15 protein-coding genes are annotated in these 13,652 nt (G+C 27.0%); 9 read left to right on the plus strand and 6 right to left on the minus strand.

The annotated features are described in order from the left end of the window. The first annotated feature begins 21 nt into the window (after positions 1–21). The 5 genes from holA to QZ429_RS06095 all read left to right on the plus strand — a co-directional run bounded on the left by holA (position 22) and on the right by QZ429_RS06095 (position 2,941). On the plus strand, positions 22–987 hold the full coding sequence (gene holA / locus QZ429_RS06075; protein WP_291952864.1) for a DNA polymerase III subunit delta: 966 nt from the start codon (positions 22–24) through the stop codon (positions 985–987). A 96-nt stretch (positions 988–1,083) separates the two neighbouring features. Continuing rightward, positions 1,084–1,458, plus strand: coding sequence for a 30S ribosomal protein S6 (rpsF, locus tag QZ429_RS06080; protein ID WP_291952865.1), 375 nt, complete (start codon positions 1,084–1,086; stop codon positions 1,456–1,458). A 3-nt stretch (positions 1,459–1,461) separates the two neighbouring features. Further along, positions 1,462–1,980 (plus strand): single-stranded DNA-binding protein, encoded by a 519-nt coding sequence (locus QZ429_RS06085; protein WP_291952867.1) that lies wholly within the window; start codon positions 1,462–1,464, stop codon positions 1,978–1,980. A 17-nt stretch (positions 1,981–1,997) separates the two neighbouring features. Next, a complete protein-coding gene (gene rpsR, locus QZ429_RS06090) occupies positions 1,998–2,258 on the plus strand; it encodes a 30S ribosomal protein S18 (protein ID WP_257397495.1) in 261 nt (86 codons plus the stop codon). A 47-nt stretch (positions 2,259–2,305) separates the two neighbouring features. Continuing rightward, on the plus strand, positions 2,306–2,941 hold the full coding sequence (locus QZ429_RS06095; protein WP_291952873.1) for a MarC family protein: 636 nt from the start codon (positions 2,306–2,308) through the stop codon (positions 2,939–2,941). On the opposite strand, the gene QZ429_RS06100 is transcribed toward QZ429_RS06095, so the two are convergent. The 5 genes from QZ429_RS06100 to fliW are packed head-to-tail and all read right to left on the minus strand — an operon-like array spanning position 2,916 to position 5,471. Then, positions 2,916–3,350, minus strand: coding sequence for a hypothetical protein (locus tag QZ429_RS06100; protein ID WP_291952874.1), 435 nt, complete (start codon positions 3,348–3,350; stop codon positions 2,916–2,918). The two genes, QZ429_RS06095 and QZ429_RS06100, sit on opposite strands and share 26 nt — an antisense overlap. Continuing rightward, complete coding sequence (locus QZ429_RS06105; protein WP_291952876.1) at positions 3,347–4,069, minus strand: type II secretion system protein; 723 nt, start codon at positions 4,067–4,069, stop codon at positions 3,347–3,349. The genes QZ429_RS06100 and QZ429_RS06105 overlap by 4 nt, the downstream gene beginning before the upstream one ends. Beyond that, complete coding sequence (locus tag QZ429_RS06110; RefSeq protein WP_291952878.1) at positions 4,050–4,343, minus strand: prepilin-type N-terminal cleavage/methylation domain-containing protein; 294 nt, start codon at positions 4,341–4,343, stop codon at positions 4,050–4,052. The genes QZ429_RS06105 and QZ429_RS06110 overlap by 20 nt, the downstream gene beginning before the upstream one ends. Further along, positions 4,340–5,071 carry a pyrroline-5-carboxylate reductase gene (locus QZ429_RS06115; RefSeq protein ID WP_291952880.1) on the minus strand — a complete coding sequence of 244 codons (732 nt, stop codon included), beginning with the start codon at positions 5,069–5,071 and terminating at the stop codon, positions 4,340–4,342. The genes QZ429_RS06110 and QZ429_RS06115 overlap by 4 nt, the downstream gene beginning before the upstream one ends. Position 5,072: 1 nt before the next feature. Beyond that, positions 5,073–5,471 (minus strand): flagellar assembly protein FliW, encoded by a 399-nt coding sequence (fliW, locus tag QZ429_RS06120; RefSeq protein WP_291952882.1) that lies wholly within the window; start codon positions 5,469–5,471, stop codon positions 5,073–5,075. A gap of 152 nt (positions 5,472–5,623) precedes the next feature. On the opposite strand from fliW, the gene bamD reads away from it, so the two are divergent. From bamD to QZ429_RS06140, 4 genes are all read left to right on the plus strand, one after another. Beyond that, complete coding sequence (bamD, locus tag QZ429_RS06125; protein WP_291952884.1) at positions 5,624–6,280, plus strand: outer membrane protein assembly factor BamD; 657 nt, start codon at positions 5,624–5,626, stop codon at positions 6,278–6,280. Further along, positions 6,280–8,658, plus strand: a complete 2,379-nt coding sequence (lon, locus tag QZ429_RS06130; protein WP_291952886.1) for an endopeptidase La — start codon at positions 6,280–6,282, stop codon at positions 8,656–8,658. The genes bamD and lon overlap by 1 nt, the downstream gene beginning before the upstream one ends. Before the next feature lie 198 nt (positions 8,659–8,856). Next, positions 8,857–10,362 (plus strand): peptide MFS transporter, encoded by a 1,506-nt coding sequence (locus QZ429_RS06135; protein ID WP_291952888.1) that lies wholly within the window; start codon positions 8,857–8,859, stop codon positions 10,360–10,362. Continuing rightward, positions 10,359–12,143 (plus strand): aminopeptidase P family protein, encoded by a 1,785-nt coding sequence (locus tag QZ429_RS06140; RefSeq protein ID WP_291952889.1) that lies wholly within the window; start codon positions 10,359–10,361, stop codon positions 12,141–12,143. Before QZ429_RS06135 ends, QZ429_RS06140 begins: the two co-directional genes overlap by 4 nt. 200 nt (positions 12,144–12,343) lie before the next feature. On the opposite strand, the gene ilvA is transcribed toward QZ429_RS06140, so the two are convergent. Then, positions 12,344–13,555, minus strand: coding sequence for a threonine ammonia-lyase (gene ilvA / locus QZ429_RS06145; RefSeq protein WP_291952890.1), 1,212 nt, complete (start codon positions 13,553–13,555; stop codon positions 12,344–12,346). Between the last annotated feature and the right edge of the window lie 97 nt (positions 13,556–13,652).

A 13,652-nucleotide genomic window follows, 5' to 3' on the forward strand; every position in this document is an offset into this window, starting at 1 on the left:
TTCAACTAGAAAGCAAACACGATGTATAAAAATCAACTTCAAACTCTTTTAAATGAAAAAAAAATTTCAAATTTTTTCTTACTTTATGGAGCGGATAATTTTCAAATAGAACTTTTTACTAAATTTATAAAAAATCAATATAATTTTGATGAGAGTTTAAGATTTTATTTTGATGAATATAATTTCAAACAAGCATATGATTATTTATCAAGCTCATCACTTTTTAGTGCAACAAAACTACTTGAAATTAAAAGTTTTAAAAAAATTCCAGCAAAAGAAGTTAAAAAATTTATCGATCTGTGCCAAAATTCACAAGAAAATTATTTTTTACTTCAAATATATGATGAAAATTCAAGATTAAATGAACTAGAAAAAATTTTTAATGAAAATTTTTGTAGATTTTTTAAAGTAAATTCTGCAAAAGAAGGCATAGAATTACTTAAATTAAGGGCTAAGGAATTAAATATAAAAATTACGGAGAATGCTCTCTTTGCACTTTTTTATAATTTTAATGAAAATCTTTATTTAGCAGCAAGCGAGTTAAATAAATTTAATGGATTGAGTATTGATGAAAAAGTTATTCAAGAGCATTGTTACAGCTTAAGCACTATTGAATTTGAAAGTTTTTTTGAAAAAATACTATACAAAAAAGATTTGCGTAATGATCTTGAAAAATTACTTGAAAATTATAATGAAATAGCTCTTATTAATGCGCTATATTTAAGTTTTTCAAGACTTTTCAAAATAGCCTTATATGCAAAAGTGCATGGAAATTTGAATTTAAAAGAAATTTTAGGCTACACACCTCCAACACACATAATAAAAAATTTACAAACACAAGCTCTAAGCGTAAAAATTTTACAATATAAAAAAATTTTTTTAACTTTATGTGAGTGCGAATATGAGCTTAAAAAAAAGTCTAAGATTGAAAAAAAGGAATTAGTGATTGCAAATATCTTAAATATTAGCTCTATCTTAAAAAGTTAAATTAAGAAAGTTATGATAAAATAATGTTTGCTTTATTGCAAAAATTCCTTGCTCAAAAAATTTTTTGGGCTTTATATCCATAAGGAGAAAACAAAAATGAAACATTATGAAGTTTTGTTTATATTAAAACCGACACTTACCGAAGAGGAAGTAAGTGCTAAGTTGGATTTCGTAAAAGAAGTTCTTGTAAAAAATGGTGCACAAATTGAAACTATAGTAGAAATGGGCACAAGAAAACTAGCTTATAAAATTAAAAAATATGAAAGAGGAACTTATTTTGTAATTTATTTCAAAGCTCCTACTAATTTAATTTCAGAGCTAGAAAGAATATTAAGAATAACAGAAGAAATTTTGAGATTTTTGATTGTAAAATATGAAAATAAAAAAGAAATTGCTGCTTGGGAAAGATTAAGCAAAGGTATCAAACAACATAAAAAAGAAGTTAAAACTAACGAAAATATAGAAGGTTGATCAATGTTTAACAAGGTCGTTTTAGTAGGTAATCTTACAAGAGATATAGAAATGCGTTATGCTCCTTCTGGTAGTGCTATAGGTTCTTCAGCTATTGCAGTAACGAGAAAATTTAGCACCAATACTGGTGAAAAAAGAGAAGAAACCTGCTTTATCGACATTAGTTTTTTTGGTAGAACAGCAGAAATCGCTAACCAATATCTAAATAAAGGTAGCAAAGTTTTAATTGAAGGTCGTTTAAGATTTGAGCAATGGAGTGATCAAAATGGACAAAATAGATCTAAACATAGTGTTCAAGTTGAGAATTTGGAGATGTTAGGTTCTAGCATTCAAAATAATCAACAAACACACTACAATAATCAAAATCATAGCTACGATCAGCAACAAAGTTTTGATCCATATTCTCAAGTACAAACTAAAAATACATCATCAAATGTATATCAAAATAATGCTCCTAAAGAAACTCCTATGCGTGAAATTGATATAGACAAATATGATGATGATACAGATTTACCATTTTAAGGTTTAAAGGAAAAAATATGGCAGAAAAAAGAAAATATTCACGAAAATATTGTAAATATACTGAAGCAAAAGTTGATTTTATCGATTACAAAGATACCGCATTATTAAAACATGCTTTATCAGAAAGATTTAAAATTATGCCTCGTCGCTTAACAGGAACTAGTAAAAAACACCAAGAAATGGTTGAAGTTGCTATCAAACGTGCAAGACACGTAGCATTAATTCCTTATATAGTAGATAGAAAAGAAGTTATAACTAACCCATTTGAAGGTTTATAATTTTTAGACCCTTAAGCTGAAACTTAAGGGTTATATAAAGGTTAATTATGTTTTCGGATATAGAGTCTGAATTTTATATAATTTTACTCGCATCAATTACAATTATATCTGTGTTAAATCCTTTTGGAAATCTCCCGCAATTCTTAGCAATGACAGAAGGTTTAGACACTCAAAAAAGAAAAAAACTATTTAGAAATATTATTTATACTGCTTTTTGTATTGTTTTAATATTTTTACTTTTAGGTCCTTTTGTTATGAAATATTTATTTAAAATAGATATCAACGATCTAAGGGTAGCAGGCGGTCTTATACTTGTTATAATGAGCACTAAAAATCTATTATTTACTCCGACAAAAAGTCAATTTCAATATTACAATAATCTAAGCCCCCAAGAACTTCTAAAAAAAAGTATTGTTCCTATGTCTTTTCCTATGTTGGTAGGTCCTGGAACTCTTTCTACTATTGTAGTAATATCTGAAGATCAAAATTTAGGGATAGCAATTACTTCAGTTTTATTTACCTTTTTATTTATTTTTATACTCTTTCACTTTTCAGCAACCATCGAAAAAGTTATAGGAAAACTGGTTCTTTATGTCTTTTCTAGGATTGCTTTAGTTTTTATTATGGCTATGGGTGTAAAAATGGTATTTGCTGGAATTAAAACTTATATTTGTCAAATTTAGGATAAATAAAAAAACTTTTTTGCAAAAATATCTCTTCATTTACCTCTTTATTTGAATTTAATAATACACTTGCATTGACTGCTATAATAGAATTAGCTTGTTTATAGCTTGAAATTATTTTTTCATCTATACATTCTGCTAAAGGATAAACATAATCTAAACGCATAATAGCATTATTATATGTAAAATTTATATTTTTTAAACATTCTTTTCCTTCTTTTCTTGCTTCATATAAAAAATACTTTGACATTTCTTTAGAATCATAAAGTAATATTTTTCCTTGGGTATATAAAATAAAATCCTTCATTATTCTTGATGAATATGATGAAATTTTAACAACAAAAAGCGATAAAAAAGCAATAGACATTATTAAAAATACAACATAAACCATTACAAAAGACTTTTTCATTTAAAAATCCATTTATCTAAACATTCTTTTTGCTTACAAAGAGTTATTTTTATGCTATTTTTTTCTTTCTTTATATTAAAACTATCAATATTATCAGAAAGTAAAAATCTATTTTGCTTATTTTCAAAATCTCTAATATTTAAAAATACTTTATTATTTTCAAAATTAATTCCTATATAAGCATACACAACATCATAAAATCCTTCAAATTTTTCATTGGAAAATACAATACTTTCATTATCATTAACATAAGTTTTATAAATTTTCTTATCTTTTAAAGCATATAAATAAAGATAATCTTTTGGATAGTTTTTTTGTTTCTTATTTGAATGAATATCTTTGTAATTACTTAAAATTCCATAAGAAATACCATTTTCAATAAAATGAAAATTACTTTTTGGACTTACAAATTTTCCCATATCCACCATAATACCGCTAAAATTAAATTTTTCTAAATTAATATCATAAAATATATCATTTGCTGCACTCATATAACATTCAAAAGAATGATGATCATATTTAAAATCACGACAAGATTGATAAATTTTCTCTATGCTTAATAACACTTGATTTATATCTAAAAAAGTATTATTTTTATTTCTTATATCAAAAACTTTTTCATAAATCTGAATACTAGGTAGCATAAGAATTGAAACGATAACTCCAAACACAATTAAACTTAAAACAAGTTCTAAAAGACTAAAAGCTTTCTTCATCATAAAATTCTTTTTTATAAGAATCATCTTTTATTTGTAAAGATTTAAGATTAAAAACACTATCAAAATATTCTATGAAAAAATAATTACTAATTTGAATATTATTAGAATTTAAATTTCTTTTTTCTATAAGATTTTTTTCAACTTCATACAAATATTGATTTTTATGAATTATATTGGAAGTTTTAAAATAAAATACATAATAATAAAAACTAAAGATAATTCCAAGCAAAACGATACAAAAAGCAAGCTCTAGGAGACTAAAAGCTTGCTTCATTTACTCATACTTGCTAAAAATGCTTCAAAAAATGCAGCTCTAATAGCTTTTTTTTCTAAAGCTTCTATTCCTTTTATAGTTACTCCAGCAGGTGAGCAAATTTTTTCCTTTATTAACGCAGGATGCTCTTGATTAAATAAAACGCTAAAACTTTCAAAAGCTGCTTTAGTAAGTTCATAACTTAAAGTATTATTTAATCCATTTCTTACTCCAGCATTAGCTAGTGATTCTGCTACTAAAGATAAAAATGCTGGAGCACAACCACTTAAAATCATTGCTACGTCAAATTCCTTCTCATTTTGAAGTAAAAAAGACTTACCAAAAGTATTTAATAATGTTAAAATTTCATCTTTAAACAAATATTTTTCCATTAAATACGGAGTTGTAGAAGTTTTAAATTTAGCCGCGATATTGGGCATTATTTTTATATAATCTTGTGCTTTTATAATATGAAGCTTTTCAAAAGTTGTATTAGCTAAAACAGAAATAACCCATCTTGCTTTTCCTGATAAATTACAAGCTACTTCATCTAAAGCATAAGGTTTAAAAGCTAAAATTACATTTTTATTTTCTAAATCAAATTCGTGATAAGAAATTACTTTGATATCTAAATTTGATACAACACTTTTTATATCTCTTGCAACAATTGTAACTTTATAATTACTGCTTAATCCTTGCGCTAAAGCATTTGCCATAGCACCACTTCCTAAAATATAGATTTCAGACATATTATTTTTCTGAAGATTTAATAAATGCAGAAATCTTTTCTGATTGAAAATAATCTGGATATTTCGTGGTATCTAATATAACTTGCACTAAAGAGCCATCATCATAATTCATAACAACTGGAGCTAAAAAATTTACCGTTGATTCTTCTAAAGGTTTATTAATAGCCACAATTACAAAAACGCCAAAATTTGATTTTTCATTTAAACCTAATAATTCTTGATAATAATCAGGAACCTCAAAGTCATAATCAGGACGTATCATATACGGATCAATCATTACAAAAGAAAAATCTTTTCCATCAAGACTTTTAAGTCTATAAAACACTTCATCAATTTGATAAAAATTCATATTTTTAGTCTCTTCAAAACCTAAAATAGGACATTTAACCTCTAAATTCATTCTGCCTCCTAAATCTAATTGCTAAGAGAACCAAAGCAAAATTAGTTCCAAAAATTAAAATACTCAAACAAAATTATAGTTTTTTAAAATTAACAATTTCATAAACATAAAAATACTATAATTACAATTTTTTAGTTTATTAAGGTTACATAATGAAAAAAAATCTTATATTTACATTCGTCATTTTAGGATTATTCTTAGGGGCTTGCGCTACAAAAAAAACTACAGATTTGTATAATCTTAGCTCTATTGAGTGGTATCAGCAAATCATAAAAGATCTACAAGAAAAAAATCTTGAACTAGCAGATCAACACTATACTTCTATGGCAGCTGAGCATATAGCCGATCCGCTGTTGGAGCAAACTCTATTAATCTTAGCACAAGCACACATTAATGAAGAACAATATAAATTAGCAAATTTTTATCTTGATGAATATCTAAATAAATTTGGAGATTCTCAAAATATTGCATATATTCGATATTTAAAAATTAAAGCTAAATTTGATTCTTTTGCAGTTCCAAATCGCAATCAAGCCTTAATGTTAAAAACTATCAAAGAAATTCAAGAATATAATAAAAATTATCCAAATGTCCAGTATAACGACTTAATTAATACTATGCTTACTAAGTTTAATCTTGCTGTTTTTTATCTTGATTCTAGTATAGCTGAACTTTATAAAAAACTTGATAGAGAAGAAAGTTATGAAATTTATAAAGAAAAATTAGACGATTCTAGTTTTAAAAACACAGATATGATTAAACCAGAACTTCCATGGTATAGAAAAATATTTGAAGAAGGCACATTATAATGAAAATAGACAATAATCAAAATTACCCTGCACAACTTCCAGTACTTGTAGAAGATGAGTTATTTTTATATCCTTTTATGATCACTCCTATTTTTTTAAGTGATATACAAAATATCAAAGCTTTAGATTTAGCCATACAAAATGAAACTATGATATTTGTTGCTCCTTCAAAAATAGAAGGCGGAAGGAATTTTGATGATATTTATGATTGCGGAGTTATCGGAAATATTATGAGAAAAGTTCCACTTCCAGATGGTAGGATTAAAATTTTATTTCAAGGTTATGCAAAAGCTAAGATTCTTAAACCAATTTCTAGCGATCCTTTAATTGCTTTAGTAGATCTAATTTATCAAGAAGCATTATGTTCTACAAAAAAAGAAGCTATTATTGAGGTATTAAAAGAAAAAACTAAAGCTTTATCTATGATTAGTCATTATTTTCCACCAGATCTTTTAAGGACTATTGAAGAAGATAGTGATCCTAGTAGAATTTGTGATTTAATACTAAATTCTATCAAAATTAAAAAATACCAAGCATATAATTTTTTCATAGAAACAAATGTAGAAACTAAGCTTTTAAATTTAATCGACCATCTTGCCAAGGAAATAGAAGCTAATAAAATACAAAAAGAAATCAAAAACAAGGTGCATTCTAAGATAGACAAAGTCAATAAAGAATACTTTCTTAAAGAGCAATTAAAGCAAATTCAAAGAGAGTTAGGGAGTGATATACAAAAAGAAAGTGAAGTTGAAGAATACAATAAAAAATTAGAAAACAAAAAACCTTTTATGTATGAAGAAGCGTATAAAGAAATCAAAAAACAAATACAAAAATATGAAAGAATACATCAGGATAATTCTGAAGCTTCTATGGTGCAAACTTACATAGAAACCGTCTTAGATATACCATTTGAGTATTCTTCGAAAAAAAGATTAAATTTATTAAATGTATCTAAACAATTAAACACAGATCATTATGCTTTAGAAAAACCAAAAGAGCGTATTGAAGAATATTTTGCCGTTAAAGAGCTTTTAGAAAAACGCAAAATAAAAGATAAAGATGGTGCCAAAGTAATTTTATGTTTAGTCGGTCCTCCAGGAGTCGGTAAAACTTCACTTGCTAATTCAATTGCCAAAGCTTTAAAAAGAGAATTAGTTCGTATAGCTCTTGGTGGTCTTGAAGATGTAAATGAGCTAAGAGGTCATAGAAGAACTTACATAGGGGCTATGCCAGGGCGTATAGTTCAAGGACTTATTGAAGCAAAGCAAAGTAACCCTGTAGTTGTTTTAGATGAGATAGATAAGCTAAGTCGTAACCATAGAGGCGATCCTAGTGCTGTTTTACTAGAAATTTTAGACCCAGAACAAAATACTAAATTTAGAGATTATTATCTAAATTTCAATATAGATTTAAGTAAAATTATATTTATAGCAACTGCAAATGACGCAAGCTCAATCCCTGCTGCTTTAAAAGATAGAATGGAATTTATAGAACTTAGCTCATATACTCCTCAAGAAAAATTTCAAATTGCAAAAAATTTTTTAATTCCTGATGAAATAAAAAAACATGGTCTTAAAGGTAAAGAAATTTCTTTTGATAAAAAAGCTATAGAATTAATCATTAGTGATTATACAAGAGAATCAGGAGTTAGAAATTTAAGAAGAGAGCTTGCTAAAATATGCAGGAAATGTATTAAAAAATTTCTCTTAGATCAAGATTTTAATACTATAAAAATTACCACAAAAAATATACAAGAATTCCTTGATAAAAAAGTATTTGAAATAGAAAAGCACGAAAAAGAAAATAAAATTGGACAAGTCAATGGATTAGCTTGGACTGCTGTAGGTGGTGATGTTTTAAAAATTGAAGCTATTAAAATTAAAGGTAAAGGTGAGCTTATGCTTACAGGAAGTTTAGGCGATGTAATGAAGGAATCTGCTAAAATCGCATTTAGCTTAGTTAAAAATTTAATTGATCAAAATATCATTAAAATTCCAAAAAATATCATTTATAAAAATGATGAAAATGCTTACAACCTATACAATTTACACATTCATGTTCCAGATGGTGCTACACCTAAAGATGGTCCAAGTGCAGGTATAACTATTACGACTGCTATTGCATCTATATTTAGTGATAAAAAAGTAAAATCTGATATTGCTATGACAGGTGAAATCGATCTTATGGGTAATGTTTTACCAATAGGTGGTTTAAAAGAAAAACTTATTGCAGCATATAAAGCTGAAATAAAAATAGCTATCATTCCATATAAAAATTTTGAAAGAGACTTAAAAGATATTCCTCAAGAAGTTATAAAAAATATGAAAATTGTGGGTGTAAAAAATTTAGAGGAAGTATTAAAAATTGCTCTTATTTAAGCTAGAATTTTATATTTCTAGCTTATTTTAAGTATTATACACAATATCTATTTAAATTTTTAAACACAACAAAAATCATCATTTAAAAATAACAAAGTGCCATATTGTAACACAATCAATATCAATATATATTATTTGATAAAATAATAGTAATTTTATGTTATTCTATAATCAAAAATCAACAACTAAGGAAAGCAAATGCAAAATTTAGACAAAGCATTTTTAGGTCATCCAAAACCATTATTTAGCTTATCAATGACAGAGCTTTGGGAGCGATTTTCCTTTTATGGAATTCGTCCTTTATTAGTTCTTTTTATGGCAGCTAGTGTCAGTATGGGAGGCTTAAATATAAGCAAAGAGGAAGCTGCTGCTATAGCTGGAATTTTTGGAGGCTGTCTGTATCTTGCAGCCTTGCCTGGAGGCTGGTTAGCCGATAATTATCTAGGGCAAAAAAAAGCTATATTTATAGGGTCTATCATTATAGCTTTTGGGCACTTGTCGATAGCTTTATCTATATTTAATTCAGTAATGTTTTTTATTGGTTTAGCTCTTATTGTCATAGGAACAGGACTTTTTAAAACTTGTGCTTCTGTTATGGTTGGTATGCTATATACTCAAGAAGATCCAAGACGCGATTCAGGTTTTACAATTTTTTATATGGGAATCAATCTAGGAGCTTTTATAGCTCCTTTAATTTGTGGTTTTTTACAAGTAAAATATGGTTGGCATATAGGCTTTGGTGCTGGTGGCATAGGTATGCTTATTGCTTTACTTATTTTTTATTTTAAAACTATTCCTGATTTAGTTGATTTTGATAAAAATGTAGGGATTAAATATCCTTGGGATAAACCTATAAAATATCATAAAAATATTTTATGGGTTATTGTAATAGCCGCTGTAGTTTTAATCGCTTTATCTTTTCTTCTTTTTGGAGGATTTGTCAAATTAAATCCTATAGTCATCGCAAAAAATATGATATTTATCATCTTATTTTATGCTGGAATTTATTTTTTATATTTATTTTTCTTTAGCTCTTTAAATAACACTGAAAAAAAGAAATTATTAGTTTTTATTATTTTATTTTTCTCAGCTGCTGTGTTTTGGTCTGTTTTTGAACAACAATACACTTCTTTTAACTTTTTTGCAGACTCATTGACTAATAGAAATATACTAGGATTTGAAATTCCAACTGTATGGTTTCAATCTATAAACGCCTTATTTATTATAATATTTGCACCAATAATAGCATTTATATGGACTATTTTAGCTAGAATGAATTTTGAAGTTTCTTCTATCATCAAATTTACATTAGGATTAATAGGAGCAGCATTAGGTTTTTTTGTAATGGTTTTAGCTTCAAAAAGTGTGATAAATAGCAATGATCTTGCTTCTCCTTTATGGCTAATACTAAGCTTTTTCTTTATGACACTTGGAGAGCTTTGCTTAAGTCCAGTAGGACTATCTTTAATGACAAAAATAGCACCAAATTTAATAAAAGCCCAAGTAATGGGACTTTGGTTTGTTAGCCTATCTTTAGGAAATATCATAGCAGGTTTAATTGGAGGTGAAGCAATCAAAAATGAAGCTGGTGCTTTAGTCGATTTATTTTCTCAGTGCATATGGATTCTTTTAGGTATGGCTCTTATTTTATTTATCTTCAAAAATAAAATCAACAAAATGATACATATTAAGGATATAAAATGAATATTTACAAAGAAAGAATTGAAAAATTACAAGAGTTGATGAAAAATAACAATATAGATATTTATGTTATTTTAAGTGCAGATCCACATTTGAGTGAGTATCTGCCAGAATACTATAAAAGCAAAGTTTTTATGAGTGGTTTTAGTGGTTCTGTTGGCACTTTAGTTTTTACACAAACACAATCTTATTTATGGGTAGATGGGCGTTACTGGTTACAAGCTGAAGAAGAATTAAAAGGTAGCGGTGTTGTGTTGCAAAAGCAAGATAGCTCTAATACTTTTTTACAATGGATTAAAAAAAATAACTATGATAAAAAAAATATTTTAGGAATAGATTTTGCCATTTTACCTTTGGAAATTTTAAGAGAATTAAATAAATACATCAGTGTTGTTGATAAAGATTTTATTAGTGATTTATGGAAAGAGCGTCCTAGCTTACCAACAAATAAAATTTACGAACACGAAGAAAAATATTGCTCATATACAAGAAAAGAAAAATTGCAAATGATAAGAGAGCAAATGCTTAAACTTAACACAAAAGCACATCTTATTTCTAGTATAGATGATATAGCGTGGATTACAAATTTAAGAGGATCAGATGTATCATATAATCCTGTTTTTCTAAGTCATTTTTTGATTTTAGAACATACAAGTTATCTTTTTATTGACATAAAAAAAATCGAATCATCATTGATAGAAAAACTAAAACAAGATGGTATAGAACTTAGACCATATGAGTATATACAAGATGAACTCAAAAAACTTCATCATATAAATTTATTAATAGAGCCAGCAAAAATGACAGCATTATTGGTTAATACTTTAGATCAAAGTGTTACCATTGTAGAACATTTAAACCCTAGCACTAATTTAAAATCACAAAAAAATGCTAAAGAAATTGCTTTTATTGAAGAAGCTATGATTGAAGATGGAGTTGCATTATGTAAATTTTTTGCTTGGCTAGAAGAAGCTATAAAAAATGATCAAAAAATTAGCGAACTTGATATAGATAAAGAAGTTACAAAATTTAGATCTCAAAGCCCTTACTATATAAGTAATAGTTTTGCGACTATAGCAGGATTTAATGCTAATTCCGCATTTGCACATTATAAAGCAACAGATAAAAGTTATGCCTACTTACAAAAAGATGGTTTATTATTATTAGACTCTGGTGGTCAATACAAAAATGGAACAACAGATATCACTAGAGTTGTCCCGGTGGGAAAAATGAATGCTGAACAAATTCATGATTATACTTTAGTTTTAAAAGCTCACATTGCAATGTCAAGAACAATTTTTCCTGAAAATATTGCTACGCCATTACTTGATGCTATCACTCGTGCTCCATTATGGGAAGAACAACTTGATTATATGCACGGCACAGGACACGGGGTGGGATATTTTTTAAATGTTCATGAAGGTCCGCAAGTCCTTTCATATTTTGCTCCAATTCTTGAAAAAAATAAAGCTAAAGAAGGAATGGTAACATCTATAGAGCCTGGAATATATAGATCTGGCAAATGGGGAATAAGACTTGAAAATTTAGTTGTTCATACTAAAATACAAAATCAAAAAAATACTGGATTTGGAGATTTTTTATATTTTAAACCTCTTACCCTTTGTCCTTTTGAGCCTAGTTGTATAGATTTAACTTTATTAGATCAAAAAGAAAAAAATTGGCTAAATAATTATCACCAAGAAGTTTTTCAAAAACTTTCCCCTAAATTAGCTAATGATACAAAATCTTTACAATGGCTCACAATACGAACTCAAGCTATTTGACAAATTTATTAAAGCTAGAAGTTTTATGCTTCTAGCTTGATATTAATTTATTTATATTTACTCTTAGTTTTTCCCAGAAAATAACTAAATTTAATATTTTATTATTAAAAAATATCAACTTCATACAAGTTACTTCTTTACAATAATAAACTTATAAAAATTTAATTATTTATAATCTATATTATCATACTCTAATCATTTTATAAAATTTCATTAAAATGAAAACCTTTTTCAAAAAGTAATTTTCTAACTAATTCTTGATGTTGAGCTCCTTTAGTTTCTAAAGTAATAGAAATCATTGCATCACCATAATCTAATTTAGTTGAAAATCTATCATAATCAATTTTTACTATATTTGCATTTGCCTCCTTAATAGCATCACTTAAACTCATTAAAGCTCCAGGTTTATCTACCAATGTTACATTAATATACATCTTTCTAAAGGATTTAAATAGACCTTTTTCTATAATGATATTTAACATCTGTGCATCTATATTTCCACCACTTAATACAACACCTATTTTTTTACTTCCATTTAAATTTACTTTTTTGTGTAAAAGCGCAGCAACAGCAGAAGCTCCCGCTCCTTCAACTACAATCTTATGTTTTTCAAGTAAATATAATACCGCATTTGCAATCTCTTCATCATCTACTTGTATAAAATCATCTACACATTTAAGTATAATATTAAAATTAATTTTATTAACATCTCTTACTGCTATACCATCAGCAATAGTTCTTACAGATTTTGAATTTATAATACTTTTATTATGAAAACTCTCAAACATTGCAGGAGCACCTTTTGCACTAATTCCAATTATTTTTATATTTGGATTAATTTGTTTTGCAGCACTAGCAATACCACTAATTAATCCACCGCCTCCAACAGGAACTAAAATCATATCTAAATCACCAATCTCATCAAGCATTTCAAGTATCAAAGTTCCCTGCCCTGCCATAATATTTTCATTTTCAAAAGGATGGATAAAATTTAAAGCATATTCTTTAGCATAGTCTAAAGCAAAAGCATAAGCTTCATCAAAATTATCACCTTTAAGTATTACTTGAGCACCTAAATTTTTTGTCGCACTAACCTTTAAAAGCGGAGTAGATTCAGGCATAATTATCACTGCTTTAATACCAAATTTTTTAGCACTTATAGCCACTCCTTGGGCATGATTTCCAGCACTTGCTGCAATAACCCCTTGAGCTTTTTGCTCTTTACTTAAATTTGCTATAGCATTATAAGCACCCCGTATCTTATACGCTCCAGTCTTTTGCAAATTCTCACATTTTAAAAAAATTTCAGAGTGTAAAAAATCACTCAAAAAAGAAGAATATACAAATGGGGTTTTAAAAATAAATTCAGATATTTGTTGCTTTGCTTGATAAATTTTATTTAATTTTATCATTTGCTTTCCTTTTTATAATCTTTATTTTAATGTATTTATTTTACACAAGGCATACGATATTTAATAAATTTATCCGTTAATAATACCTCAATTACAT

Source organism: Campylobacter sp., assembly GCF_020024835.1.
In the GTDB taxonomy this organism is placed as follows: Bacteria; Campylobacterota; Campylobacteria; order Campylobacterales; family Campylobacteraceae; genus Campylobacter_D.

Bases quoted from the DNA above. Each gene is read 5' to 3' on its own strand.
- QZ429_RS06115 (WP_291952880.1), bottom strand. From the start codon at position 5,071: ATGTCTGAAATCTATATTTTAGGAAGTGGTGCTATGGCAAATGCTTTA.
- QZ429_RS06085 (WP_291952867.1), top strand. From the start codon at position 1,462: ATGTTTAACAAGGTCGTTTTAGTAGGTAATCTTACAAGAGATATAGAA.
- ilvA (WP_291952890.1), bottom strand. From the start codon at position 13,555: ATGATAAAATTAAATAAAATTTATCAAGCAAAGCAACAAATATCTGAA.
- fliW (WP_291952882.1), bottom strand. From the start codon at position 5,471: ATGAATTTAGAGGTTAAATGTCCTATTTTAGGTTTTGAAGAGACTAAA.
- QZ429_RS06140 (WP_291952889.1), top strand. From the start codon at position 10,359: ATGAATATTTACAAAGAAAGAATTGAAAAATTACAAGAGTTGATGAAA.
- lon (WP_291952886.1), top strand. From the start codon at position 6,280: ATGAAAATAGACAATAATCAAAATTACCCTGCACAACTTCCAGTACTT.
- holA (WP_291952864.1), top strand. From the start codon at position 22: ATGTATAAAAATCAACTTCAAACTCTTTTAAATGAAAAAAAAATTTCA.
- rpsF (WP_291952865.1), top strand. From the start codon at position 1,084: ATGAAACATTATGAAGTTTTGTTTATATTAAAACCGACACTTACCGAA.
- rpsR (WP_257397495.1), top strand. From the start codon at position 1,998: ATGGCAGAAAAAAGAAAATATTCACGAAAATATTGTAAATATACTGAA.
- QZ429_RS06135 (WP_291952888.1), top strand. From the start codon at position 8,857: ATGCAAAATTTAGACAAAGCATTTTTAGGTCATCCAAAACCATTATTT.
- QZ429_RS06110 (WP_291952878.1), bottom strand. From the start codon at position 4,343: ATGAAGCAAGCTTTTAGTCTCCTAGAGCTTGCTTTTTGTATCGTTTTG.
- bamD (WP_291952884.1), top strand. From the start codon at position 5,624: ATGAAAAAAAATCTTATATTTACATTCGTCATTTTAGGATTATTCTTA.
- QZ429_RS06105 (WP_291952876.1), bottom strand. From the start codon at position 4,069: ATGATGAAGAAAGCTTTTAGTCTTTTAGAACTTGTTTTAAGTTTAATT.
- QZ429_RS06095 (WP_291952873.1), top strand. From the start codon at position 2,306: ATGTTTTCGGATATAGAGTCTGAATTTTATATAATTTTACTCGCATCA.
- QZ429_RS06100 (WP_291952874.1), bottom strand. From the start codon at position 3,350: ATGAAAAAGTCTTTTGTAATGGTTTATGTTGTATTTTTAATAATGTCT.